This window comes from Nocardia sp. NPDC056100 (genome assembly GCF_042266325.1).
Lineage (GTDB): Bacteria > Actinomycetota > Actinomycetes > Mycobacteriales > Mycobacteriaceae > Nocardia.
Genome location: NZ_JBHJVY010000005.1, coordinates 70,893 through 97,370, shown reverse-complemented (window position 1 = coordinate 97,370; position 26,478 = coordinate 70,893). Strand labels below are relative to the sequence as shown.

24 protein-coding genes and 1 pseudogene are annotated in these 26,478 nt (G+C 66.7%); 18 read left to right on the top strand and 7 right to left on the bottom strand.

Translation table 11 applies throughout. The features are described from left to right. The first annotated feature begins 17 nt into the window (after positions 1 to 17). The 7 genes from ACFC0O_RS37120 (at position 18) to ACFC0O_RS37090 (ending at position 7,175) form a co-directional block, all read left to right on the top strand. Entirely contained in the window at positions 18 to 1,043 is a 1,026-nt protein-coding gene (locus ACFC0O_RS37120) for an ABC transporter substrate-binding protein (RefSeq protein WP_375966634.1), read from the top strand. Then, positions 1,040 to 2,134: an LLM class flavin-dependent oxidoreductase gene (locus tag ACFC0O_RS37115; RefSeq protein WP_375966632.1), complete on the top strand. Its 1,095-nt coding sequence runs from the start codon at positions 1,040 to 1,042 to the stop codon at positions 2,132 to 2,134. Before ACFC0O_RS37120 ends, ACFC0O_RS37115 begins: the two co-directional genes overlap by 4 nt. Next, the gene (locus ACFC0O_RS37110) at positions 2,131 to 3,300 is read left to right on the top strand and encodes an LLM class flavin-dependent oxidoreductase (protein WP_375966631.1); all 1,170 of its coding nucleotides are present in this window, start codon (positions 2,131 to 2,133) and stop codon (positions 3,298 to 3,300) included. Before ACFC0O_RS37115 ends, ACFC0O_RS37110 begins: the two co-directional genes overlap by 4 nt. Before the next feature lie 32 nt (positions 3,301 to 3,332). Beyond that, the gene (locus tag ACFC0O_RS37105; RefSeq protein WP_375966629.1) at positions 3,333 to 4,280 is read left to right on the top strand and encodes an ABC transporter substrate-binding protein; all 948 of its coding nucleotides are present in this window, start codon (positions 3,333 to 3,335) and stop codon (positions 4,278 to 4,280) included. A gap of 117 nt (positions 4,281 to 4,397) precedes the next feature. Next, complete coding sequence (locus tag ACFC0O_RS37100; RefSeq protein WP_375966627.1) at positions 4,398 to 5,159, top strand: ATP-binding cassette domain-containing protein; 762 nt, start codon at positions 4,398 to 4,400, stop codon at positions 5,157 to 5,159. Next, entirely contained in the window at positions 5,156 to 6,175 is a 1,020-nt protein-coding gene (locus tag ACFC0O_RS37095) for an ABC transporter permease (RefSeq protein WP_375966625.1), read from the top strand. Before ACFC0O_RS37100 ends, ACFC0O_RS37095 begins: the two co-directional genes overlap by 4 nt. A 28-nt stretch (positions 6,176 to 6,203) precedes the next feature. Then, positions 6,204 to 7,175, top strand: coding sequence for an ABC transporter substrate-binding protein (locus ACFC0O_RS37090; RefSeq protein WP_375966624.1), 972 nt, complete (start codon positions 6,204 to 6,206; stop codon positions 7,173 to 7,175). Between the two features lie 21 nt (positions 7,176 to 7,196). Here ACFC0O_RS37090 and ACFC0O_RS37085 read toward each other — a convergent pair whose 3' ends face one another. Further along, positions 7,197 to 7,445: a hypothetical protein gene (locus ACFC0O_RS37085; protein ID WP_375966622.1), complete on the bottom strand. Its 249-nt coding sequence runs from the start codon at positions 7,443 to 7,445 to the stop codon at positions 7,197 to 7,199. Positions 7,446 to 7,647: 202 nt separating this feature from the next. On the opposite strand from ACFC0O_RS37085, the pseudogene ACFC0O_RS37080 reads away from it, so the two are divergent. Beyond that, positions 7,648 to 8,541 (top strand): annotated as a pseudogene (locus ACFC0O_RS37080) (Rieske 2Fe-2S domain-containing protein); the annotation flags it as partial. 21 nt (positions 8,542 to 8,562) lie between these two features. Here ACFC0O_RS37080 and ACFC0O_RS37075 read toward each other — a convergent pair. Further along, positions 8,563 to 9,660 carry an NAD(P)-dependent alcohol dehydrogenase gene (locus tag ACFC0O_RS37075; RefSeq protein WP_375966621.1) on the bottom strand — a complete coding sequence of 366 codons (1,098 nt, stop codon included), beginning with the start codon at positions 9,658 to 9,660 and terminating at the stop codon, positions 8,563 to 8,565. Positions 9,661 to 9,863: 203 nt separating this feature from the next. Between ACFC0O_RS37075 and ACFC0O_RS37070 the strand changes: the two genes are divergently transcribed. Further along, complete coding sequence (locus tag ACFC0O_RS37070; RefSeq protein WP_375966619.1) at positions 9,864 to 11,309, top strand: FAD-dependent oxidoreductase; 1,446 nt, start codon at positions 9,864 to 9,866, stop codon at positions 11,307 to 11,309. A gap of 192 nt (positions 11,310 to 11,501) precedes the next feature. Then, positions 11,502 to 11,858 (top strand): DUF4189 domain-containing protein, encoded by a 357-nt coding sequence (locus ACFC0O_RS37065; protein WP_375966618.1) that lies wholly within the window; start codon positions 11,502 to 11,504, stop codon positions 11,856 to 11,858. Positions 11,859 to 11,906: 48 nt separating this feature from the next. Here the strand turns inward: ACFC0O_RS37065 and ACFC0O_RS37060 are convergent, their stop codons facing one another. After that, on the bottom strand, positions 11,907 to 12,875 hold the full coding sequence (locus tag ACFC0O_RS37060; protein ID WP_375966616.1) for an MBL fold metallo-hydrolase: 969 nt from the start codon (positions 12,873 to 12,875) through the stop codon (positions 11,907 to 11,909). Positions 12,876 to 12,927: 52 nt separating this feature from the next. Beyond that, positions 12,928 to 13,848 carry a serine hydrolase gene (locus ACFC0O_RS37055; protein WP_375966614.1) on the bottom strand — a complete coding sequence of 307 codons (921 nt, stop codon included), beginning with the start codon at positions 13,846 to 13,848 and terminating at the stop codon, positions 12,928 to 12,930. 23 nt (positions 13,849 to 13,871) lie between these two features. On the opposite strand from ACFC0O_RS37055, the gene ACFC0O_RS37050 reads away from it, so the two are divergent. Beyond that, positions 13,872 to 14,834 (top strand): LysR family transcriptional regulator, encoded by a 963-nt coding sequence (locus tag ACFC0O_RS37050; protein ID WP_375966612.1) that lies wholly within the window; start codon positions 13,872 to 13,874, stop codon positions 14,832 to 14,834. On the opposite strand, the gene ACFC0O_RS37045 is transcribed toward ACFC0O_RS37050, so the two are convergent. Continuing rightward, positions 14,835 to 14,990 (bottom strand): hypothetical protein, encoded by a 156-nt coding sequence (locus ACFC0O_RS37045; protein ID WP_364633016.1) that lies wholly within the window; start codon positions 14,988 to 14,990, stop codon positions 14,835 to 14,837. 66 nt (positions 14,991 to 15,056) lie between these two features. Further along, positions 15,057 to 16,985 carry a CocE/NonD family hydrolase gene (locus tag ACFC0O_RS37040; RefSeq protein ID WP_375966611.1) on the bottom strand — a complete coding sequence of 643 codons (1,929 nt, stop codon included), beginning with the start codon at positions 16,983 to 16,985 and terminating at the stop codon, positions 15,057 to 15,059. A 222-nt stretch (positions 16,986 to 17,207) separates the two neighbouring features. Between ACFC0O_RS37040 and ACFC0O_RS37035 the strand changes: the two genes are divergently transcribed. From ACFC0O_RS37035 to ACFC0O_RS37005, 7 genes are read left to right on the top strand one after another with little or no spacing between them, the layout of a single operon-like run. Next, positions 17,208 to 19,187 carry a dipeptide ABC transporter ATP-binding protein gene (locus tag ACFC0O_RS37035; protein ID WP_375966609.1) on the top strand — a complete coding sequence of 660 codons (1,980 nt, stop codon included), beginning with the start codon at positions 17,208 to 17,210 and terminating at the stop codon, positions 19,185 to 19,187. A gap of 1 nt (position 19,188) precedes the next feature. Then, a complete protein-coding gene (locus tag ACFC0O_RS37030) occupies positions 19,189 to 20,055 on the top strand; it encodes an ABC transporter permease (RefSeq protein ID WP_375966608.1) in 867 nt (288 codons plus the stop codon). Position 20,056: 1 nt separating this feature from the next. Further along, complete coding sequence (locus ACFC0O_RS37025; RefSeq protein WP_375966606.1) at positions 20,057 to 21,055, top strand: ABC transporter permease; 999 nt, start codon at positions 20,057 to 20,059, stop codon at positions 21,053 to 21,055. A gap of 35 nt (positions 21,056 to 21,090) precedes the next feature. Further along, positions 21,091 to 22,671 carry an ABC transporter substrate-binding protein gene (locus ACFC0O_RS37020; RefSeq protein ID WP_375966604.1) on the top strand — a complete coding sequence of 527 codons (1,581 nt, stop codon included), beginning with the start codon at positions 21,091 to 21,093 and terminating at the stop codon, positions 22,669 to 22,671. Between the two features lie 3 nt (positions 22,672 to 22,674). Next, positions 22,675 to 23,484: an N-acyl homoserine lactonase family protein gene (locus ACFC0O_RS37015; RefSeq protein ID WP_375966602.1), complete on the top strand. Its 810-nt coding sequence runs from the start codon at positions 22,675 to 22,677 to the stop codon at positions 23,482 to 23,484. Continuing rightward, positions 23,481 to 24,203 carry a hypothetical protein gene (locus ACFC0O_RS37010; protein WP_375966601.1) on the top strand — a complete coding sequence of 241 codons (723 nt, stop codon included), beginning with the start codon at positions 23,481 to 23,483 and terminating at the stop codon, positions 24,201 to 24,203. Before ACFC0O_RS37015 ends, ACFC0O_RS37010 begins: the two co-directional genes overlap by 4 nt. Beyond that, positions 24,200 to 25,234 carry an isopenicillin N synthase family dioxygenase gene (locus ACFC0O_RS37005; RefSeq protein ID WP_375966600.1) on the top strand — a complete coding sequence of 345 codons (1,035 nt, stop codon included), beginning with the start codon at positions 24,200 to 24,202 and terminating at the stop codon, positions 25,232 to 25,234. Before ACFC0O_RS37010 ends, ACFC0O_RS37005 begins: the two co-directional genes overlap by 4 nt. Here the strand turns inward: ACFC0O_RS37005 and ACFC0O_RS37000 are convergent. Further along, entirely contained in the window at positions 25,222 to 26,415 is a 1,194-nt protein-coding gene (locus ACFC0O_RS37000; protein WP_375966598.1) for a cation:proton antiporter, read from the bottom strand. The two genes, ACFC0O_RS37005 and ACFC0O_RS37000, sit on opposite strands and share 13 nt — an antisense overlap. Positions 26,416 to 26,478 lie beyond the last annotated feature (63 nt).

Below are 26,478 nucleotides of genomic sequence, written 5' to 3'. Positions count from 1 at the left end.
TCTCTTCAGGAGCGATCATGACCGAAACCCTCTGGTACACCCGCTGCCCGGTCCCGACCGCCAGCGGCCTCGCGCACAGCCTGGGCTGGCTCGGTGACACCGCCGCCGCCTCCGGACTGGAATTCGGCGTATTGCAGGACGCCGGGCCGGAATTGGCCGGGCATCACTTCCTGCACGATCTGTCCGGACTGGTGCGCGAGGGCGGCAATGTGCCCGCCATCGCGGCGCGGGCGCAAGGGTCGCCGACCCGATTGATCGGGCTGACCTGGATCGATGAGGCGCAGGCCATTCTCGTCGGACCCGATTCCGACGTGGCCGGACCCGCGCAATTGGCGGGGCTGCGGCTCGGGGTTCCGGCCTGGGCGCAGGATCAGGCACGCAGTTTTCCGCGGGCCATGGCATTGCACGGCTTCTCCAGTGCGTTGCGACTGGCCGGGCTGACCCTGGCGGACGCGACGGTCACCGAGGTGACCGTCGAGCGGAATCCGCAGGTGCGCACCGCGGTTCGCGGCGGCGGGCGCGATATCACCTGGGGCGTCGAGGAACTGCTGCGCGGTGAGGTGGACGCCATCTACGTCAAGGGTGCGCGGGCGCAGGAGGTCGCGCGGGAACACGGTTTGCGGGTCGCGGTCGATCTGGACGCCACCGAGAGCAAGCGGTTGCGGGTCAACAATGGCACGCCGCGACCCATCACCGTGCACGCGGACCTGCTGGAATCGCGGCCGGAAGTGGTGATCGGATTCCTGGCGCAGAGTCTGCGCGCGGCCGATTGGGCGGCCGGGAATCTGGATGGCGTGCGCGAGGTGCTACAGCGCGAAACCCTGTCCGGGCCGCTGGGTGTCGTCGCGGCGTACGGCGAGGATTTCCATCGCGGACTGCATCCGTCGCTCTCGGATGAGCGCTTGGACCTGATCGGGATACAGAAGCAATTCCTGTACACGCACGGGTTCCTGGCGGCGGACTTCGATCTCGACAGCTGGGTCGCGCATGAGCCGCTGGAGCGGGCGCGGGAACTGGTGGCCTCGGGGCAGGTGCCCGCATGACCGAATTCCTGTGGCGGCTGCCCAGTCGGGGTGATGGCAGGCATGTGCGGCCGGAGACCCGGCATCGCGGGGGTTTCGGCGGTCCGCCGCCCCGCACCCCGGCCACCGATGTGCGCCCGGGCAAGTTCGGGCCGTTCGACGATCTGCATCAGATCATCGATGCCGCCGAGCTTTCCGGGCTGGACGGGGTGCTCGCGCCCTACGATCCGGCCGGTGAGGAGTCGTGGATCGTGGCGGGCGGCGCATTGCGCGCCACCCGGTACGGCCGCGTCGTGGTCGAATTCCAGCCCGCGTTCGGAACTCCGGTGTACGCGGCGAAGATATCGGCCACGCTGCAACAGCTTTCGCACGGCCGGCTGGGATGGCGGCTCGCGGTCGATACCGACGCGGACGAGGCTCGCACGCGGGGCGATCGGGTGGCGGGCGATGATCGCTACGCCCGGGCGGCCGAATTCCTGACCGTCGCGCGTGGAGTCTGGAATGAAACACCGGTTCCGGGTGCGGGATTCAAGGGCACCGGGTTCGAATTCGACGGCGAGTACTACGACGTGATCGACGGCGGATTCCGGGGCATTCTCTCCGGACTGCCGTTCCCCACCGTCTACCTGTCCGGGACTTCCGCACCCGCACTGGAACTCTCGGCGCGGCACGGTGATGTGCACCTGTTCACCGAGACCGCCGACGGCCTCGACGCCGCACTCGCCGAGTTGGGCGAGCGGGCGGCCGCCGCCGGGCGAAGCGTACGCGCGGGACTCGAGCTACCGATCATCGCTCGGGAGACCGAGGCGGAGGCGTGGGCGCGAGTACACCGGCAGTGGCATGAGGTGCACGACGAAACACCTTCCGGCGCTTTGACTCTCAGCGACAACCGGTGGGCCGGGTTCGGCGAGCTGGGTTATTCACAGCCGATCGGCCTGGTCGGCAGTTATGAGCAGGTGGCCGAACGACTTTCGGCGTATCGCGACGCCGGGATCGACAGTTTCGTTCTCGTCGGCCATCCGCAGATCGAGGAAGTGCATCGCACCGGCGAACACCTGCTGCATCTGGTGGATCCGGCCGGGCGCACGCTGGCTCAGGAGGCCACGGTATGACCATCGACACCTACTGGCGGATCGGCATGGAGGGCGATCACGCGTCGCTGCGCACGCCGCGCCGCTACAACCGCGGGCATGCGGGCGGATACGGTCCGGGCAATATCGCGCCCGGTATTCGCGGCGGGGAGCTCGACGGGTACGCCTACATCGACCATATCGCCGCTGTCGCAAAGGCTTCCGAGGCCGCCGGGTTCCTGGGTGGGCTGCTGCCCTCGTTCCCGGTCACCGATGATCCGTGGGCGGTGGCGGCCGCGCTGGCGCGGGAGACCACCACCTATCGGTTCATGGTGGCGTTCCAGCCGGGCTTCCTGCATCCGGTGCAGGCGGCGCGCATGTCGGCGTGCCTGCAACGCGCGACCGGCGGGCGGCTGGTCTACAACATCATCAGTGGCGGCGGCGGACCCGCCCAATTGTGGTGGGGCGATAAGGTGTCGCACGACGATCGATACGCGCGCACCAGCGAATTCCTGGACGTGCTGCGCGGGGTGTGGGACGGTGCGCCCTTCGACTACGACGGGCAGTTCTTCCAGACCGAAAGCGCCTCGCTGGCACCGGGATTGGCGGGTCAACCCTTCCCCGAGGTGTACTTCTCCGGTTCTTCGGGCGCGGCCGTGCAGGCCGCGGGACGGCATGCGGACTACTACCTGTCCTGGCTCGAACCGTACGCCGATCTGCGCGCCAAATTCGACGGCGTGCGCGCGCATTCCGAAATCACAGGCCGCACACCGAAGTTCGCGGTGCGCATCGATATCGTCGCCCGGCATACCGAGGAAGCCGCCTGGGCCGAGATCGAGAAGGGCTGGGCCTTCGTCGATCGCGATGCCGCGAACCGCGCCGCCCAGGGTGATTCCGTCGGCGCGGCCCGAATCAAGGGCTGGGTGCCCGAAACCATCACCGGCTACCGCGATCTCGAAGTACAACCGAATGTCTGGTGCGGTTTCAGCCTCATCCGCGGCGGTCCGGCCTTCGGCCTGGTCGGCAGCTACGAACAGGTCGCCGAGCGTCTCGACGAACTGGTCGACCTCGGCGTCGACGCCTTCATCCTCGCCGGCAATCCGCATCTGGAAGAGGCGTACCGCGTCGGCGAGGAAGTCCTGCCCCTACTGGGCCGATCCCGCCTCACCACACCTGATTCCACCCCCGCACTCTCGCTCGCGCACTGATCCCGGTCGCGACCCCTACCCGAGGAGTATTCATGTCTCTGCGTGTCGGTTACTTCCCGCACAACAACTCGCTGTTCGTACTGCGGCATCGCGGCATTCTGGAAACCCGGCTGCCCGATGTGGAATGGGTGGATCTGCGCACCCTGCCGCGTTCGGAGCGGGTCGATCCGAAGACTGGATTGCCGTCGCTGCATTCGGATTGGCTGTTCACCGAGGGTGGTTACGACTTCATCGGCACCGGTTTCACCCCGCCGGTCACCGGTCTGGCCAATGGCCGCGACCTGGTCTATGTAGGCATCTCGGGGCCGCGCATCGAGAACGGCCGCCTGGTCACCAAGGCCGACAGCGGAATTCGCACCGTCGCGGATCTGAAGGGTAAGCGCGTCGGCATCGCGCACGGGTCGTGGCAGACCACTCTGCTGCTGTTCGCCCTGGAGAAGGCGGGCCTGTCCTGGTCCGATATCGAACCCGTCGACACCGATGTGCGCGACGGTGGCGACGCGTTGCTCGCCGGTGAGCTCGATGCCTGGACCGGTGCGTACCCCGGCCTGACCGCGGTCGAAGCCGCGGTGGAGCTGCACACCCTGGTGGACACCGAATCCGTGTTCAGCCACCCGTCCCTGTGGTTCACCCGCCGCGATATCGCCGAGAACCACCGCGCGGAACTGGAGGCGATCATCGCCTCGCTCCAGGAATCCGACGCCTGGATCACCGCCAATCCCCGTGCGGCAGCGCAGTACTTCGTCGACGATATCGTCGCCGCGGGCGGCACCGCCGACCTCGATGCCTGGGAAGCCGCCCTGCGCGGCCGCCCCTTCGGCGTCAACGCGGTCACCGAGGAATTCCTCGACGAGCAGCAGCACGCCGCGGACCTGCTGGCCGCCAACGGCCTACTCCCTCGCACCGTCCAGGTTCGCGATGCGGTGGTGCCGTGGATCAGCCAGGCGGTCGAGGAGACCAAGTCCGGCACGACTGTCTGAGTCCACGGCGTGGCATAGGCGATCTTCGCCGTATCCACCCCGGCGCGCGTCCGCCGATCGTACGATCGGCGGACGGACCGGACGTCCGTTCAGGTCAATGTTGCCGGGGTGATCGCCATGCCTGCCGTGGTATTGGAAGCCGAAGGGCTGGTCAAGCGGTACGGCGGCGTGGAAGCGTTGCGGGGGGCCAATTTTCAGGTGTCCGCCGGGGAGGTCGTGGCGCTCATCGGGGATAACGGGGCCGGGAAATCGACCCTGGTGAAATGTCTTTCGGGGGCGGAGCAGCCCGATGGCGGGCGAATTCTGCTCGACGGCGAGCCGGTGCGGATGGCATCCCCGACGGCCGCGCGGCGGCTCGGGGTGGAGACCGTGTATCAGGATCTCGCGGTCGCGCCCGATCTGGATCCGGCGGCGAATCTCTTTCTGGGGCGGGAACTCCTGCGGCGCGGGCTGCCGGGCAGGCTCGGGATGCTCGATCGCAAGCGGATGAGAAGTCAAGCGGCGGAGCACTTTCAGCGGCTCGGCGTGGTGCTGCCGCGCGCGGATGTACCGATCGGCTCACTGTCGGGCGGGCAGCGGCAGACCGTGGCGGTGGCGCGGGCGGTGCTGTGGGCCAGCAAGGTCGTCTTCATGGATGAGCCGACCGCCGCGCTCGGGGTGGTGCAGCGCGAGCGGGTGCTCGAAGTCATTCGGCGCGTGCGAGATCAAGGTATCGCCGTGGTGCTGATCAGCCACAATATGCCCGAGGTGCGGGCGGTCGCGGATCGCGTCGAGGTATTGCGGCTGGGGCGGCGGGTGGCGCGCTTCGGTTCCGATGCCACCCTGGAGCAATTGGTCGGGGCCATGACCGGTGCCCTGTCGCCCGAGGACGCGGCATGAGCGAGGAGACCGCCGAAATGCCCGCGCCGACCCGGTGGCAGCGGCTGGCCGGGGCGAGCACACTGTGGATCGGGATCGTGCTGGTCGGGCTGTACATCGCGTTCAGCATCACCAGTCCGAACGCGTTTCCGACGCGATTCACCCTGCAGACGCTGCTCATCGAAACCAGTGTGCTGCTGGTGCTTTCGATCGGTATGACCTTCGTGATCGTCACGGCCGGAATCGATCTGTCCGTCGGCATGGTGCTGATCTTCTCCGGGGTGCTCGCCGCGAAGACCATGGAGCGACTGAGCCCGGGCGGGGACGCCACCCATGCCGGATGGGGTCTCATCCTGCTCGGCCTGCTGATATCCATTGCGGGCGGAGCGCTTTGGGGACTGATCAACGGGTTCCTGGTGGCCAAGGCCAAGATTCCGCCCCTGATCGTCACTCTCGGATCTTTCGGCGCGGCGCTCGGGTCGGCACAGCTGATCACCGGCGGGGTGGACACCCGCACCGTGCCCGAAAAGCTGCGCAATTCACTGGGTTTCGGCACCGTACTGGGCGGCATTCCGGATCTGGTGCTGGTCGCCGCGGTGGTGACACTGCTGGGTGCGTGGCTGCTGCACACCACCCGCTTCGGGCGGCACACCTATGCGATCGGCTCCAACGCCGAGGCGGCCCGGCGCTCGGGCATCAATGTCACAAGGCATCTGATCCTGGTGTACCTCATGGCCGGAATGCTCTCGGGGCTGGCCGGTTTCATGAATCTCGCATACTTCGGCACCACCACCATCGCGGGCCACGGCACCGACAATCTCGACGCCATAGCGGGTGTCGTGATCGGCGGCACCAGCCTGTTCGGCGGGGTGGGATCGGTACTCGGCACCGTGATCGGGGTCTTCATCCCCTCGGTGCTGCGCAAAGGCTTCGTCATCGCGGGTGTGCCGGTGTTCTGGCAGCCCATCGCGGTGAGCGTCGTGCTCGTGGCGGCGGTGTGGTTCGACCAGTACCGCAGGCGGTCACGAGACCGGTAGAAATCAACTCGAAGGTGAGGGCCCGATGATGAGGACCGGACGAGCGGCCGTACTGGCCGGCGTAATGGTGACGGTGGCGGCGCTGGTGACGGGTTGCGGTGGCTCGGTGAGCAATTCGGGCAGCGGGGATGCGAAGAAGCTGGTGCTCATCCCCGGCGTCGCCAACGAACCCTTCTACATCTCCATGCAGTGCGGTGCGCAAGCCGAGGCGAAGCAACTCGGCTACACCCTGGACACCCAGGCCCCCACCCAATTCGACGCCGCCCAGCAAACGCCCATAGTCACCGGCGTCATCGCCAATAAACCCGGCGCGATCCTCATCGCACCCACCCACGCCCAAGCCATGGCCAGCCCGATCAAACAGGCCAAGGACGCGGGCATCAAGGTCATCGAGGTCGACACCGCCCTGGAAGACACCTCCGTGGCCCTGTCCTCCATCGCCTCCGACAATGTCAAAGGTGGCCAGCTCGCCGCCCAGACCCTGGCAAAACTGGTGGGCGACAAGGGTTCCGTCCTGGTGATCAACACCAAGGCGGGCACCTCCACCACCGATCAGCGCGCCCAGGGCTTCGAAGCCGAACTGAAGTCCCACCCCGGCATGTCCTCCCTGGGCGTCCAGTACAACAACAACGAAGCCGCCACCGCCGCTTCGATAGTCACCGCGACCTTGGCCGCCCACCCCGACCTGGCGGGCATCTTCGCCACCAACCTCAGCTCCGCCGAGGGCGCGGCCACCGGCCTGCGCAACGCCGGAAAACTGGGCCAGGTCAAGGTGGTCGGCTTCGACGCCAGCCCCAAACAGGTCCAGGACCTCAAAGACGGCACCGTCCAAGCCCTCATCGCCCAAAACCCGGGCGATATCGGCAAACAGGGCGTCGACCAGGCCGCCGCCGCCCTCGAGGGCAAACCCGTCACCCGCAACATCCAAACCGGCATGATCGCCCTGACCCAGGACAACATGTCCAGCAACGACCAGTACTTCTACAAGGCCAAGTGCTGAGCGCTGGCTGGTGACCGGCGGTCACCACAGGTCGTCGAAGAGGTCGCCCGCTACATCGCCGATGAGGTCGGCGGCGAGAATGCCGCCGCCGACACCGAGGGCGATTTCGGCTGCGCCGGTGAGGAAGTCGCCGGGGCCGGAGGAGCGTTGGGACTGCTGCGGGCGCTGGGCAGCGGACAGTTGCTGCTGGAGGTACAGGACCTGCTGCTGGAGTTGGGCGTTGCGGTGCTGGAGCGATTCGATCAGGTGCTGGGCCTGGGTGGCGTTCACGGTGTTCTCCTTGTGTGGCGGGCTCTTTCGGCCCGATGGGGAGAACGATGCCGGGCGGCGCTGACGAGGGGCTGACAGTCGGCTGACAGGGCGGGTTCATCGAGTTGTAACAGGTTCTAGTTATGGTTTCGGGGTGATCTTCCGACGTGATCGTTCCGGACTGTCCACGCTGCCGCGCGATGTGCGCGCGGATCAGTATCCGATGCCGACCGTGCCGCAGGGGTGGTACGCGGTGCTGCGGAGTTCGCGGCTGAAAAGCGGGGAGGTGGTGAGCCTGCACTACTTCGGGCGGGCGCTGGTCGCGTTCCGGGGGCGGGATGGGGCGGCCACCGTGCGGGATGCGCACTGTCCGCATTACGGGGCGCATCTGGGTGCGGGCGGGAAGGTGGTGGACGGGCGGCTGGAGTGCCCGTTCCACGGGTGGCAGTTCGAGAGTGACGGGTCCTGTGCCGCAGCGCCTTTCGCGGCTCGGCCGCCCCGGGTGACACTCACGGGGTTACCGGTGCGGGAGCACAGCAGGCTGATTTTCGTCTATACCGGCGCGGACGAACCGGCGTGGGAGGTACCGGAGATTCCAGAGGCCGTCGATCGCGGGTACGCGCGGCCGATCGATGACATGTTGACGGCGCGGATTCACGTGCAGGAGATGCGCGAGAACATCGTCGACGAATCGCATTTCCACCACATCCACGGGCAGAGCGAGCCGCCGGTGCAGGAGCTCATCCCGGATGGTCCGTTCGCCGAAATACACAGCAGGTTCCGGAAATCCGTCCTGGGTTACTGGGTGGACAACAGTTTCGACGTGTTCATGTACGGGCCGGGTGTCATGGTGGTGCGGACGGGCGGGCCGCTGATCACCATGACCGCCATCGCTCTCACCACGCCCATCGACGACACCAGCAGCGAATTGCGGATGCTGTACTTCATTCGCCGCCCGCGAATCCCCTTCGCCACAACGGTATTGAAGCTCGCCTTCCGGATGGTGGCGCTCGGCGAAGTACGGGAGGAGCTCGACATCTGGGATCACAAGATCCATCGAGCCCGTCCCGTACTGCTACCGCACGAGAAGGGCATCAAGGCGCTGCGCCGCTGGTACGCGCAGTTCTATCCGGAGGCGTCAGACGCCGGGCAGCACCAGGATCGGCTTGATGGTCACGCCGGTCTCGGCATCGTGCATGGCGGTGTTCACCTCGGCGAAGGGGTAGTGCCGGGAGATGCGCTCGATGGGGAACCTGCCCGCGCGATGCCATTCGATGAGCTGGGGGATGAACTGCTGCGGGTCGGCTCCGCCTTCGATACAACCGCGGACGGCCTTGCCATTGCCGGTGAGATGACCGATCTCGAAATCCATGCTGGCCTCGCCCAGGCCGACCACGACCAGGGTGCCGCGCGGAGCCAGCGCCAGTAGCGCATTGGCGATGACCGGATTGGCGGCGGTGGTGTCCAGGGCGAAGGTCGCGCCGCCGCCGGTGGCGGCGTGCACCTGGGCCACCACATCCTCGGCCGCGCCGTCGATCAGCGTGGTCGCACCGAGTTCCTTTGCCAGCGTGAGCCTTTCGGACGACAGGTCGATGGCGACGATATTCTCCACGCCCAGGGCGCGCGCGGCCAGCAGTGCGGACATGCCGACACCACCCACGCCGAAGATGGCGATCGACTCGTGCGGGGCCGGGCGCATCACATTGGCGACCGCGCCCGCACCGGTCTGCACACCGCAGCCGAACGGTGCGCATGCCACCAGATCCACCTCGTCATCGACCACGACCACGCTGGTACGAAGAACCAGCGCGTGCGTGGCGAAGCTGGACTGGCCGAAGAACGCGCCCATGACCCGCTCACCGTTGACGCTCAGCGGCGAGGTGAAGTCCGAGCGGCCACCGGAGGTGTTCAGGATGATGAAGTTCTCGCAGTAGCACGGCGCGCCGGTGGTGCACTGGCGACACGTGCCGCAGCTGCTGTAGGTCAGCAGCACGTGATCGCCGGGCTTCACATCGGTGACCTCGGAACCGACCTGCTCGACAATGCCCGAACCCTCGTGTCCGAGCACGATGGGCAACTCCGCCGGGAAGACACTCTTGGTGACCAGGTCGGTGTGGCAGACGCCGGTGGCGACGATGCGCACCAGCACCTCATTCGCGCGGGGCTCCTCCAGCGTGAGGGCTTCGAGCGACAGGGGCGCCTGCGCTCCGCGCGCGACCGCGGCAGTGATGTCCATCCGGACAACTCCTTCCCAAGTTCGGCGAAGGGAATCTCACGCCGATCCCCGCCACCCTAGGGCCCGGCGGCACACAAATCTAGAACAGGTTCCACTGACAGGGGCGGGGGCTTGCCCTGCGGGTTCCCACCGGACCGGTGATACGCGGACGCGCTATACCGCATACTCGTCTCACCCCCTGCGTCGCATCTGAAGGAATCCCGATGGATCTCGCGGCTCCCATCTGCATCGTCGGCGCGGGACAGAGCGGCATCATGGCGGCCGCCGAACTCCGCGATCTCGGATACACGAATATCGATATCCTGGAGGCCGGAGCACAGCTCGGCGGTTACTGTCAGACCGCCGAAATCGACGGTGCGACATACGATTTCCAGGCGCACCTGGTGATCCAGCAGGATTTCGGCGCGGATTTCGCCGATACCGCCATCCATCGGCTGCTCACCCGCCATCCGGTCGAAATGCAGACCGAGGCGCTGTTTTTCGTCGGCCGGGACGAATCCGGTAAGCCGCGCTCGGCGGTGCCGCCGCATTTCATCCCGCTGTTCGGACTGCTGACCCCGGATCAGGCGGCCGATCAGCTGGCTGAAGCCTGGACCATTATCGAGCGAGCGGCACGCGACAAGCACGGGCCGGGGATAGCCGGGCTCAATTTCGACAGGATTCCGGGCGAGACCTGGGAGACCTATCGGGCACGGCATGCTCCGCTGGTCGGCGAACTGCTGCAGGGCATCACGCTGTACGCCAATATGCGGCGGCCGCGGCAGCCCGCGGAGACCATCATCAATATCAATGCGCACATCTCCGGGCATGTCTCGCAACTGGCGAAGCTGATCCTGTCGCTGTATCCGGAGCAGCGGGCGGCGCTGCTGGCCAAGATGCCGGAATCATTGCTCGCACAGATGAGTTCACGACTGCCGGTGACCCTGAGCATGCGCCACGGATTCATCAGCCTGCTGCACCGCATGGTCGCCGACCTCGACCTGCCGGTCCGAGTGAACACACCCGTGATCGCCATCGAACCCCTTGCCCCGGAGCGGATTCGAGTGACCACTCGGGCGGACGGCGAACCACAGGAGAGCGTCTACTCCCGCGTCATCGTCACCGCGCGGCCCGCACAGATTCGAGAGATCTTCCCCGCCGGGGAGATTCATCAGGTGTTCGCCGAGCGCAACTGTCCCCGCACCTGGACCCGCAGCTATCTCATCAAGGTCGCTGACGAGATCATCGAATTCCCGCGTAAGCCGAATTCGCCCGAACCCCTGGGCTTCTGGGTGATCGAACCCTACGGCAGCTATACCGATACCGATCCGGAGCAGGCCACCCACCGCATCACGGCGGTCAACAAACAGCATCCCGGCCCGTACTGGGTCTGCTTCAGCAATTCCGACACCTCGATCTCCGATACGGCAGCCTGGGCTTTGGCCAAGGAAGGGCTCTACCTGTTCCACGATCCGGAACTGATCACCGAAACCATCGCGGAATGGCCCGCGTACCCCAGCGCCGCGGCGATCAGGGACGGCTGGTTCGACCGCATCGCGAATCTGCAAGGGCGCGACGGCATCTACTTCACCGGAGAGATCCTGTCCGGCCCCACCGCCGAATGCATCAGCGCCTTCGCCCGCGATGTGATCCCGGTTTGGTTCGCCTAGCACCGCGCTGACCTCGAACCAGCCTCGCCCTCCCCCGATCAGATTCCGCTCCGGAACACCCGGAAAGCCTTTCTACCAGGCATTTCTACCCCTTTCCGATGCGTTCGCGATGGTGATCTGCACGCCCCGATTTCTACCGTGGATTCACTCCATTCGGAGCGATTCAGTTCTCATCTCGGACGAGGGAATCCCATGCGTAAGATCATTTCCCGGCTCATCGTCGGCATCGCAGTCATCGCGGGCTCTTCGGTGGCGGTGCTGCCGACAGCCAATGCCACCACCTACTACGGCGCTATCGCGGTCTCTTCCGACGGATCCATCGGCAAGGCATGGGATTACCCATGGTCCTCCGATGCCAGGAATGCCGCACTGTCCTCGTGTGGCCGCAGCGATTGCAGTGTGCTGGCCTCGTTCAGCGACTGTGGCGCCGTTGGCTATTCGCCGGGCGCCGGAATGTACAACGGCGGCACCGGATCCACCCGATCTGTCGCCGAATCCAATGCCCGCCGCTATACCGACTCCTACATCGTCGCATCGGTGTGCAATTGATCGAATACGACACCGTGCGCCGCCGGGCTCCTCCGGCGGCGCACCGCGTCAGGAGAAGCGGTAGGGAGTCAGGTATTCCGGGATCACGACCTTGGTATCGGGGCTGGCGGAGTGGATCGCGTCGACGAAGGCGTTGCGGCGGGCAAGGTCCTTTTCGCCTATGGGGGGCGGGTTTTGGAGGGGGGATTCGAAGTCGTCCCAGTGGACCGGAATCACCGTGGGCGGGTTGCCCAGGGTTGCGAGGAGTCGCGGTAGGTAGGCGTGGGTGGTGTCGGCGGAGTTGACGGCGATCATGGCGATGTCGGGATGGACGCCTTCGAGGTTGTGCGCGGCGAAATCGCTTGCGCCCATGAAGAACACGCTGGGGCCGTCCTTGACCGACAGGTGGAAGGTGAGGGTGTCGCCTTCGGGGAGATCGGCGATGGTGGCCGGGCGTTCGGGTGGGGTGGGGCGGACGCCCGGGAAGGTGATGCCGTAGGAGGCGGTGCGGCTGTGCAGCGAGCTGATGACTTCCATTGTGTGCGTGCCGAAGTCGAAGACCTCACCGCCCTTGACGGTGCTCAGCTGAGCGGCGGGGACGCCCATGGACTGGGCGATATTGCAGGTGGTGAGGGTGCCGTGCACGCGAGCCCCGGTACTCGTGGCGATATGCGGGACGTCGTTGAAATGGTCCCAGTGCGTATGGGTTACGAAAATGCGCTTCGGTGTGCCGATATGCGGATCGATCGCGGCCGGATCCACCCGCAGCGGGGTCGCGGAATCGAATGCGCCGGTGGCGAGCCCGACCGGGTAGCGGGTCAGGTACGGGTCGATCAGCAGGGTTTCACCGGCCAGGTCGATACGCCAGCCGGAGACGCCCAGCCATTGCAATTCGATTGCGGCACCGGCTTTTCGCCGATCCGGTGCGGTGTCGTGCCGGGTCAGGGCGAACGCGCCCGCGGTTCCGGCGGCGGCGATGCCGACTCCGGCGGTGGCCGCGCCGCGCAGGAACCGGCGGCGGTCGATACGGGATGTCATATCGATGACGAAAGCAGCCCGCACCCGCCGGTGTCCAAGATCAAAAGCCGAATCAGGTGATAGGTGAACGGATATCAGAGCTGGTACGCAGCATTTCCACGGACGTACGGGCCGCGCGACTCATGGCCAGATCGACGTCGAGGCGGCGGCTGCCGAGCTCCTCGGTGCGCGCGAAGATCGCCACCGCGTACCGGCCGCCGTCCGGATATTCGATGACACCCGCCTCCATATGCAGTCCGGGCAGGGTGCCGGTCTTCGATGCCACCCGCACCTCATCCGGGAAGCCCGCGGCCAGGCGGGTCCAGAACAGTTGCCGCCCGAGCAGATCCCGGGTCGCGGCGCAGGCGGCGGGCGAACCCGCACGGTCCTGCCAGATCAGCGTCAGCAACCGGGTGATATCGCGGGGCGTGCTGGAGGTGGTGTGCGCCGGATCGAAGACCCGCATCGCCGCGACCTCGGCGCGCGTCAAAGTCGGGTAGACGCGCGCGAATTCGGCCCCGTCGGCCGCACCGGCATCGGCCAGCATGGATTCCAGCAGCTGCCGGGGTCCGCCGATCACCCGCGTGTGGTCCAGGCCGAGTTCGGCGGCGAGCAGGCCGGGCGTATCCGCGCCGATGCGGCGCAGCAGCAGATCGGCCGCGGTGTTATCGCTCACCGACATGGCGAAGTGGGCCAGATCGCGCAGCGACAGTTCGATATCGTCCGCGCATCCGGCGGTGCCCCAGCCGCCGAGTCGATCCTCGGCCCGCACCCGCACCCGTTCGGTGGCATCCACCTGGCCCGCGTCGACTTGGCGGCAGAATTCCAGCGCCAGCAGGATCTTGAAGATCGAGGCGATCACCACCCGCTCGTCGGCGCGCACCCCGACCTCACGACCGGTATCGATATCGATGGTGTGCGACCAGCCCCGCACCGGGACGGCCGCGAAGATCTCTTCCAGCACCGGACCACGGTAGCCGGGTTCCGAACTCATATCCGATGGCATATCGTTGCCGGGTGGATCTGGCCCGGCACCTGCGCTATTTCCTGGTCGTGGCGCAGGAACTGCATTTCGGCCGGGCCGCCGAACTGCTCGGCATGGCGCAGCCGCCGCTGAGCCAATCGGTGCAGCGATTGGAACGCGAACTCGGCGTGACACTGTTCGATCGCTCCCGCCGGCAGGTCGAACTCACCGCCGCGGGCACCCTGCTGATCGATCAGGCGCGGCGCATGCTGGCCGCCGAGGAACGACTGCGCACCGTGATGCGCAAGGCGGGCGACGGCGACCTCGGCACCTTGCGCGCCGGGGTACCGCCGGATCTGCCCGCCACCCTGCTGCATGCACTGCTGTCCCGAATCGAGGCCGAAATACCCGGTCTCACAGTCGATTTGCTGGAACTCACCACCGCCGAACAACTCCGGGTGCTCGATACCGCGAACCTGGATGTGGGTCTGGTGGATCATCCGGCGGCGCTGCCCGACCTGGCGCACGGCCCGATCGTCGACCTCGAACTCGGCGTGGTGCTGCCGCGCACCGACGCTCTGGCCCGGTCATCGGAGCTCGAGCTCGCGGAGCTGACCGGACACGATCTGGTGCTGTTCCCCCGCGCCGCCGCACCCGATTGGCACGATCGGCTGCTCGAGCATTGCCGGGCGCGGGGATTCGTGCCCGCCCGCATTCGGCATGCCCGCAATCCGGAATTCCTGCTGGGGTTGGTGCTGGCGGGGCACGGAATCGCCCTGGAACTGGAGAGCACCGCGCGGCGCGAACCGCGGGTGGCCTGGCGTCCGATCACCGGACGGCCGCTGCGCCGCCGGCTCGCGGCGGTCTGGCCGGGCACCGGCGCTCACCCGGCCGCACCCCGTTTCGCCCAGCTCACCGCCGAGGTCATTACCGCCGACGGCGCCCGATCGGCCTTGGCCACACCGGGCGGGGCCGGGCCGTGGTCGGTCGTCTACACGCCGCGACCACGTGAGTGATCACTGCCGGGAGAACAGGCCCCGGCTGCCGCCGCCCGGGTTCGCGCACGAGCAGCGCTGTGCGACAGGCACATCGCCGAGTACTTCCTCGACATGCTCGCCGCAGCCCTGGAAGGAGGGCTTACCGCAGGCCTGACAGACGATTCGCTGGCACACATGATCTCCTATGGCGTCGTGAAATGGCTGAAATACCTACAAGGGGTATTCCCTGGCAGTCTACGGTCAGTGCCCGACAGGAAATCGGGTGCTCCCGGTATCGCTGCCCGGAATGACCGGTAGTACAAGGGCCGATGGGTGCTGGGCATCGTGATAGACGGTCTGCGTGGCGAGCTGTGAATTCGCGCTCAGGCCGAAGGGTTCCCCGGTGTTCGGATTCGGCGCGTACTGCGGAAAGTCACTGCTGGAAACCTCGACCCTGATCCGATAACCGGCTTTGACCAGGTACGACGTCGGCCAGATGGCGATCTTGTACTCGTAGGCGCGGCCGGGCTCGATGGGTGACGGATGCTCCAGCGAATCCCGGAAGGCGGCCCGGATGATGCCGTTGTTGAGGTTCATCGTGCTGCCGTCCGGGGCGAGCGCGACCAGCTTGGCGGTGAAGTCGGTATCGGGAGCGGTGGACGAAGCCCACAGTTTCAGCTGGATCGGACCGGTGATCTCGGTATCGACGGTCATCGGATCGGTGGTGTAGGTGAGCACGTCGGCGCGCTGCTCCACCACGAACTGATCGACCGGCCCCTGCGGGCCGGTGCCCGCACCGCAGCAGGAGTGTCCGCCCGCGCTGGGCACCGGATTGGCCGGGTCGTAATCGTAGATATCCGGGGGCTGTGGATCTTTGGGCGCATCGGTCCCCAAATGCCCGGCCCGGCCCTGTATTCCATTGCCGCCGACGCCCGACAAGTAGTAGGTGGTCCAGCGGGTATCGGGGAGCGGCCAGGCGGTGGCGCTCTTCCAGCGGTTCGCGCCCATCAGGAAGTAGTCCACGATCGGGTGTCCGGATACGTTGCCGCCCTTGCCCTTCAGGAATTGATCGAACCAGGCGAGCATGAGTTCGTTGACGGGACTGTCCCCGGCCGCACCGGCGGCGGTCATCATGGGCGTGCCGATGCCGGAACCCGTTCTGCCCCAGCCGACATGGTCCCAGGGGCCGATCACCAGACGCTGATTCGCCCGCGCCTCGGGGGTGCCGCCGTTGGCGACCATACCGGTGAAGTTCTCCACCCCGCCCGCGAGGAAGGCGTCGTACCAGCCCTCCATGTCGAGCACGGGCACCTTCACCCGCGCATAGCGGTCGCGAATGCTCCACTGTTTCCAGTAGTCGTCACGGGTGGCGTGCCGGAGCCAATCGAAGTACCAGGGCGCGACCGCGGGATTCTCCGGATGCATGGGCGGGAACTGCTGATACGGCCGGAATCCCAGCCAGCGCGTGTAATTCGCCACGTCCGAGCGCAATTGCTTGGCGGTGCCGGTATCACCGCGATTGAGTGCCGAGCTCGCGGCGATCGTCCCCATCGCCCACGGTTCGACGAAGCCGAGCCGGAACGCGCCGCCCTCGTAGTTCCAGCCGTCGTAGTAGTCGGAGGAGGTGTTGGCGGGCACGATGGTGGTCAGATGCGGTGGCGCGCCGACGGCCGCGAGCCATTGGGTGGCACCGACATACGAGGACCCGTACATCCCGACCTTGCCATTGGATCCGGCGAGCCCGGCCGCCCATTCCACCGAGTCGTATCCATCGTCGAGGTCGTTCCCGAATTCGGTGAACGTGCCCGCGGACGCACCCTGGCCCCGAATATCCTGTACGACAACGAGATAGCACTGCGAGGCGAACCAGTCCGGCGACTGATAGCGGAACGGCTGAATCTGCGCCTCCGCCTTGCCGTACTGGGTCCGCATGAGGATCACCGGCACCTGCTCGGCGGTCCGGGGCCGGTACACATCGGCTTTCAACACCACGCCATCGCGCATGGCGGCGGGGACGTTCTCCTGTTTGTCGACCGCGCAGGAGCCGCGACCGCTCACCGGCGGCCACTGCGCCGCCGGTGCGGCCTCCCCGGCGGACCCGCCATCGCATCCGGCGGCGATCAGGGCCGCCGCCGATAGCAGCGCGCCCCAGCGGGCAATGCGAAAACGACCGGGGCGGTTCCGCGTCATCGCTCGACCGTACACCCGGACCTCGATCGCGAATCCGGGTTTGCGCAGTTCAGGACGAGAAACGGCACGGGCGCAAGCGAATTGGGCGGTTCCTGTCACTCGACAGAAACGTCCGGCAATCCAGAAGTTACCAGGGGCAGCACAAGCGATACGCGCACGTCATCGAAACGGTCGGCGACACCTAAAAACTATCGATTGACAGGTTGATCGGTAGGAGCGTTCATGGGCACTGCATTGCTGGACACCGAGGTGTCCGAGGTCGGCACTGTCGAGGAGCTGCGCGTGACGTTCCGTCGCGGCGGGCGTGAGGTATTCGCGCTGCGCGGGGTGTCGCTGGGCGTGCGGCGCGGCGAGATCCTGGGACTCGTCGGCGAATCCGGTTCCGGGAAAAGCGTTCTCGGCTATTCGCTGCTGGGGCTGCTGCCCGCCGGAACCCGCGTGGAAGGTTCGATCACGGTCGCCGGGGCCGATATGGTCGCCGGTGACGAGCGAACACTGCGCAAGGTGCGGCGACTGGATCTCGGTGCGGTATTCCAGGATCCGATGACCTCGCTGAATCCGACCATGCGCATCGGCGCACAGGTCGTCGAGGCCGCCGGGAGCGAAGCCGAAGCGATACGACTGCTCACCGCGGTGGGGATCCCCGAACCCGCGCGGCGGATGCGCAGCTATCCCCATGAATTGTCCGGCGGTTTGCGCCAGCGCGTCATGATCGCCATGGCGATCGCGGGCAACCCGGAATTGATCATCGCCGACGAGCCGACGACCGCGCTGGACGTCACCGTGCAGGCGCAAGTACTGGCGCTGCTGCGCGGCATTCGCGAGGAGCTCGGCTGCGGCATTCTGCTGATCACCCACGATCTCGGGGTGGCGGCGCAGATCTCGGACCGCCTCGCGGTGCTGTACGCCGGACGCATCGCCGAAATCGGCCCCACCGCACAGGTGCTCGGCGACCCGGCGCACCCCTACACTCGCGGCCTGCTCCGGTCCCGCCTCACCCTGACCACCCCGCTCGGCGAACGTCTCGCGGCGCTGCCCGGCGAAGTGCCGAGCCCCGCCGCACCCCTGCCCGGCTGCGCCTTCGCGCCCCGCTGCGAGCAGGCCGTCGTGCGATGCTCCAGCACTCCCCCGGAGCCGGCCGAGATCGCGGTCGAACGGGTATCGGCATGCATTGTGCCCGTGGACAAGGACCACGGAGAGAGCACCGCGGCAAAGGCGCGATCGGCCGACGCATCAACGAATGACGCTGTACCGCAGTCGATAACGAAAGGCGAGGCCGAGGCCGCACCGGCCGTGGTGCTGCGTGACGTGACCAAGACGTTCAGCGTCGGCGGGCTGCGCAATCGCGCGACATTGCATGCGCTGCGGCGGGTTTCGCTGACCGTCGAACGCGGTGAGGCGGTGGCGCTGGTCGGGGAGAGCGGATGCGGAAAGTCCACGCTGCTGCGCGTGATCGCGGGTTTGGAGCAGGCGAGCGGCGGGACCGTACAGACCGGGGCGAACTCCGATGAGCGGCCGCAGATGGTGTTCCAGGACGCGGGGGCCTCGCTGACGCCGTGGATGTCGGTGGGCGAGTTGATTTCCGAGCGACTGTTGCGGTCGGGGTTGTCGCGGGGCGAGCGCAAGGCCGCGGTCGAGACGGCGCTGGGGCGGGTCGGGCTGGTGCCCGAGATCGCGAAGGCGCGGGCGCGGCAGCTGTCCGGCGGTCAGCGGCAACGGGTTTCGCTGGCGCGGGCAACCGTGGTGCCGCCGTCGATCCTGCTCTGTGATGAGCCGACCAGCGCGCTGGATGTCTCGCTCGCGGCGTCGGTGATCAACCTCATCGGTGAGCTGCGCCGGAGCCTGGGTATGTCGGTCGTCTTCGTCACGCACGATCTGGCGGTCGCCCGGGTGGTGGCCGATCGGATCGCGGTCATGTACCTGGGGCGCATCGTCGAAATCGGCACCGCCGATGAGGTTCTCGGCAATCCGGTGCATCCCTATACCCGCGCGCTCATCGATGCCATTCCGGATCCCGCGCGCGCACCCGTCGCACCCCGGGGTGAGCCCGCGAGCCCGCTGGCTCCCCCATCGGGGTGTGCGTTCCATCCGCGCTGCCCGGTGGCGGTGGACGCCTGCGCCGATACGCGGCTCGATGTCCGGCTCGAGGGCATTCCCGGCGGTACGCATCAGGTGGCGTGTATCGAACAGAAGGTGAGCTGATATGACCGTCGCCCTGCCCGCGCTCACTCGATTGCGCGGTACCCGAATCACGGTGGCGCCGCGCGCTTTTCCCGGCGGCTGGAATGGCGTCGGGGTGGCGCTGCTCGGTGTGGTGACACTCGTCGCGCTCGCCGTGCCGGTGCTCGCGCCGTACGATCCGCTGCTGCCGGTGGGCATGCCGCTGCAATCGCCCGGACACGGCGGATTCCTGCTCGGCACCGACAATATCGGCCGCGATCTGCTGAGCCGGGTGCTCTACGGTATGCGGGCCAGCTGGTTCGCCGCACTAGCGGTGGTGGCGAGCGGCCTGGCCATAGGCGGTCTGATCGGCCTGATCGCGGGCACGGTCGGTGGCTGGATCGACAACCTGCTGATGCGCGTCACCGATGCGTTCCTGGCGCTGCCCGCGCCGGTGCTGGCCATTGCCGTGGTCGCCGCGCTCGGTCCCGGCTTCACCCACACCCTGATCGCGGTCTCCATCGTGTGGTGGCCGTTCTACGCCCGGCTGGTGCGCGGTGAGATCGCCGCGCTGGCCGCCCGGCCGCACGTGGAGGCCGCGAAACTCAGTGGGGTGCGGCCGATTCGGCTGGCGCTGCGGCATCTGCTGCCCGGTGCGACACCGGGTGCGCTGGTCGCGGCCAGCCTGGATCTGGGCACGCTCATCCTCACCCTGGCCTCGCTGTCCTTCCTGGGACTCGGGCAGCCCGCGCCCGCACCGGAACTCGGCGCGGACGCGGCCCGCAATCTCAGTTACTTCCTGCAGCAGTGGTGGATTCCGGTCATGCCGGGACTCGGCGTCGCGGTGCTGGCGCTGATCGGCACCGTCGCCGGTGACTGCCTGCGCAATCTCACGAGTAGGGACCGCTGATATGCGTGGATTCATCATCTCCCGGCTCGCCGCCATGGTGGCCATCCTCATCGCGCTCACCGGCGTCATGTTCGTGCTGCAACGCATTTCGCCACTGGACCCGGTGCACGCACAGCTGGGCAGTTCGGCCTCGCAGGCCGCCATCGCGGCGCGACGGCATGAGCTCGGCCTGGATCAGCCGGTGCCGGTGCAGTTCTGGCACTATCTGACCGCGGCGGCGCACGGCGATTTCGGCACCTCGTATCGCACCCGCCGACCGGTGAGCACCGATCTACTGCATTTCGTGCCCGCGACACTGGAACTCGCGCTGTGCGCCCTGGTGATCGCGCTCGCGCTGGCGGCGCTGCTGGCCTTTGCCACCACGCTGCGCTGGCCCGGTGCGGGCGTACTGCGGGCGGTGCTGTTCGCCGGTGCGTCGGTGCCGATGTTCCTGCTCGGCATTCTCGGGCTGATCGTGTTCTATCAGCGCCTGGGCTGGGTGCCCGCCAATGGCCGGTCGTCCATCTCCGGAGCACCAACGGGCCCAACGGGTTTGCTCACCGTGGACGGTCTGCTGGCCGGGCGGTTCGATGTGGTCACCGACGCGTTCAGCCATCTCATCCTGCCCGCCACCGTCATCGCGCTCGGTCCGGCGGTGGCGATCGGCCGGGTGCTGCGGTCGAGTCTGCTGACTGACATCGACAGCGATTACGCGCGCACCGCCAAGGCCAAGGGCCTGAGCCCGGCCCGCATCCTGCTGCGGCATGTGCTGCGCAATTGCGTCGGCGCGGCCCTGTCCATGACGGGATTGCAAGTGGGACTGATGTTCTCGGGCGTGCTCGTGGTCGAGCAGGTCTTCGGCTGGCCCGGTATCGGCCAGTACGTCGCCCAGAGCATTCCGGTCGCCGACTTCCCCGCCATCGCCGGGGTGACGCTACTGCTCGGCGCGGTCTACGTCGTCATCAATACGGTCGTCGACCTGCTCCAGGCCGCCGCCGATCCGCGCCTAGTCACCGCCTGACCTTCCCCTGAAGTTCGATTCGAAGGAACCGCCCTATGCTCCACACCGCCCGAAGGCTCCTGGCCGCAACCGCTTTCGCCTCCGCCACACTGCTCGCGCTCACCGCGTGCGGTTCCGCCGACCAAACGCCCAATGCCGCACCGACCGATAAGGTGCTGCACCTGTCCTTCCTCCAGGATCCGGGTCAGCCGCCGGACCCGGACGTGTACTACGCCGGACAGGGATTGCTGCTGACCACGAATCTGTACGAGGGACTGCTGCAATACGCCCCGGGCACCGAGAAGGCCGAGCTGCAACCGCTGCTGGCCACCGCGTGGACGGCGTCACCGGATAACAAGGTGTTCACCTTCACGCTGCGCCAGGGCGTGAAATTCCATGACGGGACACCCTTCACCTCGGCCGCCATCAAGACCTCGTTCGATCGCCGGCTGGCGGTGAATCAGGGCCCGGCGTACATGGTGTCGGACATCGAATCGGTTACCACACAGGGCGATTACGCCGCGACGATCACGCTGAAGGCGCCCAACGCGGTGTTCCTGGACTATCTCGCCTCGCCGTACGGGCCGCGCATGCTCAGCCCCACCGGACTGGCCGCCAATGCCGGGACCGATAACACCCAGACCTATCTGACCACCCACGATCTCGGCACCGGCCCGTACACCCTCACCGACGCACAGGTCGGATCCCATTACGCGCTGGCCGCTTTCGGCGATTACTGGGGCAGCAAGCCGTACTTCACCACCGTCGATCTGCCGGTGATCACCGATACCTCCTCGCAGCAGCTGCAATTCAACAACGGCCAGTTGGCGGCGGTGCTGCACGATCTGCCGTCCTCGGCGGTCTCGTCGTACATCGGCAATTCCAAGTTCGCGAATTACTCACTGCCGACCATGATGTCGAACTACTTCTACGTGAACCCGCACAAGGGGATGTTCACCTCGCAGCCGGCGCGCGCGGCGTTGAACCAGGCCATCGATCTACAGCAGATCGTGCAGCAGACCTACTTCGGGCGCGGCAAGGTCGGCGCTCAGGTGTATCCGCCGAATATGATGGCCGCCGACTACGCGAAACAGACTGTCACACATGACACTTCGGCGCTACAGAAGATCGTGGCGGGTCTGCCCGCCGATCAGAAGACCGTGACCGTCGGCTACGACTCCAGCAACCCCGACAATCAGCTGGTCGGCAATCTGATCCAGACGCAGCTGGCCACGGTCGGCATCACCGCCAAGGTGCAGGGCTATCCCACCTCGCAGATCTACGGCTGGGTCGGCACCACCCCGGCCGACGCGCCGGAAATGCTGTTGCTCGCGGGCTGGCCGGACGCGCCGTCGCCGTACACCTGGGGACATATCAATTTCGATCCCGACGGTGGCCTGAACTACCTGAACTGCTCCTCCTCCGATGTCACCTCCTCGCTGGCCGCCGGACGCGAATCCGGTGCGGCGGACGTGTTCTCGCGCGCCGCAGCACAGGCGTCGGCCACCGGCTGCTGGCTCAATATCGCCGACGTCAACGACTTCATGGTCGCGCAGCCCTGGCTCAAGGGCATTGCCGAATCCCATGCGGTGACCGAGCCGAATTCGCTACGCCTGGCCGGATTGTCGGTGGGGTGAACCATGACGGGTGTACGCCGCATCGTCCTGCTCACCCTGGGCTGGGAGGAATTGCCCAAAGCCATTTCGGTACACGGGGCTCCGGCGCATGAGCGGCTCCGGGAACCCACACCTGGTGTGCTGCTCCAGACCGATGGCGGCTGGGTGCTGCTCGATACCGGATTCAATACCGCGCTGATTCGCGATCCGGCGCTGTACCGGCGGTTCTATCCGAGCGTGGAATACATTCCGGTGCTGCCGGGTCCGGGTGAGCCGATCGAGGAATCGTTGCACGACATCGGAATCGATATCGATGACATCCACGCGGTCGCGGTCAGCCATCTGCATCACGATCACGCGGGCGGGTTGAAACTGTTCGCGGGCCGGGTGCCGGTGCACGCCCAGCGGATCGAGCTGGAGTACGGGCTGTCCAATCATCCGGAGCCCGAACACCATGCGATGGCGCGGGTCGATTTCGACGATCCGCGTATCGACTGGCAGCTCGCGGACGGTGAGGCGGTGATCGCCCCCGGCATCACCGCGATACCGACCTACGGACATACGCCCGGACATCAGAGTTTCATGGTCGAACTGGATCGGACCGTGGGCGGCGGCGGATTCGTATTCGCCTTCGACGCGGCCGATCTCACCGAGAACATCGACCATGAACTCGCCATCGGCGGCTTCGTCGGGGTCGATCCGGAGGACACCATCGAGCCGATCCGGCGGCTCAAGAAACTCGCCTACGAGAAGAACTATCCGCTCATCCCCGGGCACGATCCGCATGCCTGGCCGCACTGGACCCAGCACTTCCACGAACGGTTCCCGGCATGAACGCGCATGAGACCGATACACCGGTGCGGATGGCGGACTGCGCCGGACTCTGGGAGCGCACGCTGCTGGTCGATCCCGACGGGTCACAGGACATCACCACCGATGTGCGCTGGTTACAAGGCATTACGCGATTCGTCGACCTGCGCAGGCCGATGCCCCGGCCCGATTTCACCGGCGTGCGCTGTGCGGCGGATCTCACCGATCAGCAGCGCGCCTGGATGCGCATGCAGGACGGATTCGCCGGACAGCTCACCCAGTACGCCGATGTCTTCCATTGGCGGCGCAGCATCGAATTGCAGCCGCCCGGACCGCATCCGGATGAGGGCCGGATGAGCTACGCGGCGGATGTGCTGGTCGAAGTGGGCGTGCACGCGGACTACTTCGAGCACTGGATACGGGACAGGCCCGGACAGGACTGCTGGGCAATGGAATTGCGGTCCGGCGACGGCGGACGGGCGCTACTGGTGCGGGTCGACCGATTGTTCGGCTGGGCGATGCGAACCACCGCCGGGACCGTGGAACTCTCACTCGGATCTATCGAGGGCCGCGAATGGATCATCACCGATTCCGCGCTGCCCTATCGCGAATCACAGCGACTGGCCCCGCGCTGGGTCGGTGATTCCCGAATTCACCTGCACACCAATGACATCGACGATCACGGCGCGCTCCGCACCCGGGAGTGGCTGATCGGCCATACGGAAGGAAATGTGACGCTATGAGCAAGGTCACCTCGTTCACCTCGGTTCCGGTCATCGATGTGGCCGGACTGCGTTCGGCCGATCCGGCCGAACGGCGGGCGGTCGCCGATGAGATCGGCCGGGCCGCACGCGAAGTCGGGTTCTTCTATATCAGCGGTTCGGGGGTCGACCCGGCGCTGTTCGAGGGGTTGCTCGCCGCCACCGAACAGTTCTTCGCGCTACCGCTCGAGGAGAAGATGCGCTCCTATATCGGGCTGTCGGACTGCCATCGCGGCTATGTCCCCACCGGCGAGGAGGGATTCGACGGTGGCACACCGGATTTGAAGGAAGCCTTCGACACCGCGCTCGATCTGCCCGCGGACGATCCCGATCATCTGGCGGGCAATCCCATGCTCGGACCCAATGTCTGGCCCGCGCTACCGGGTTTCGCCGATACCGTCACCACCTACTATCAGGCCGTCCTGGATCTGGGCAGGCAGCTGCTGTGGGCGTTCGCGGTCACCCTCGGCGAGGATCCGGATACCTTCCTGCGCTATGCCACCAAGACGCCCAGTCAGCTGCGCCTGATCCACTATCCCTATGACGAGGGGGCCGAGGATGCCATGGGTATCGGCGCGCACAGCGATTTCGAATGCTTCACCCTGCTCAAGCCGACCGCTCCCGGACTGGAGGTGATGAACGGTGCGGGCGATTGGATCGATGTGCCGCCGATTCCGGATACCTTCGTCATCAATATCGGTGACATGCTCGAACTCTGGACCAATGGCGAATTCGTCGCCACCACGCATCGGGTGCGCAAGGTGAAGCAGGAGCGGTATTCGTTCCCGCTGTTCTTCAATGTCGACTATCACACCGTCGTAGAACCGCTGCCGCAATTCACCTCGCCCGATCGGCCGCAACGCGCACCGCTCCGGGCGGGTGAACATCTCTTCGCGCAGACCGCACAGCTGTTCCGCTATCTGCGCATCCGGTTGGAATCCGGGGATCTGGTGCTGCCCGACGGTTCGCTGCCGGTGGGCTCGTTCGGGCAGGAGGCGCGTCAGCGGGCCTGACCGTGGCGGCGGGCGGCCAGCGGGACGCCCGCCCCGTGCAGCAGAATGCTGCCGAGCACCGTGAACACCAGGGTCAGCAGGACCAGATCGGCTGCCTCGCCACTCAATCCATTGAAGGCGAGCAGGCCGAACACGATCGAGGTGGTGCCGCGCGGGCCCAGCGCGGCGAGCAGCCAGCGGTCCCGCATCGAGAAATGCGAGCCGATCATGGCCAGATAGGTGGGCACGATGCGCACCACGGTCAGGGCGGCGACCGCGAAAAGCACGGCGCGCCATTCATGTCCCTCGGAGAGGGAGAAGACCGCGACGCTGCCGAAGACGAACCACATGGCGGTGGTCAGCAGGAAGCCGATATCGTCGATCAATTCCAATTCGCGATGGAAGCTCGTCGAATGCCGGAAGAAATTGAGTGTCAGACCGCAGACGAAGGCGGCGACGAAACCATTGCCGCCGAAGCCGACCGCCACCGCATAGGTGAGGATCGGCGCGGCCACCATGGCCATGCGCTTGGATTGATGGCTCATCAGATCGTGCTGTTCGGCCGCCTTGGTCGCCGCGGACAGCGCCCAGCCCACCGCGACGCCGACCGCGATGGCCTTCACCGCCGAGGGCAGCGCATCGCCGAGCGCGCCCATCGGGGTGGTGGCGTGCGAGGCGTCACCGGCCAGCGCGAGCGCGAAAATGAAGATGGGCGAGACGATTCCGTCGTTGTAGCCGCCCTCGACATTGAGCACCTCGCGCACCCGCAGCGGAATCCGCCTGTCTCGCAGAATGAACGCCGCGGGTGCGAAATCGATGGGCACCACGACGCAGGCAATGACCAGCAATACCGCCCAGGACAGTCCCGGCAGCAGCCAGGCCCCGAATAGCACCGATAGCCCCAGCCCCAGCGGCAGGCCTATCAGCAGCATGCGGAACACCGCGCGCGGCTGCGGGCCGAACAGTCCGCCGCGCACCTCGGTGGCATCGACGAACAGCAGCACCGCCAGCACGATCTCGGCCGCGTGCTGTGCGACCTTGGTATTGAGCGTCTCACCGAGCGTGTTCCGGGTCCCGAACCCCACCACGATCCCGGCCACCACCATTGCCAGCGGCGCGGTGATCTGCCACCGCTCCAACCGCGCGGCCAGCAGCGACCACAGCGCCACCGCCCCCGCCATAACGATCAGCGCCTGCGTCACCCGCGCATCCTCCCAGCCCGCCAGCCATTCGCCACCGCAATACCCTAGCAACGCAAACTGGAC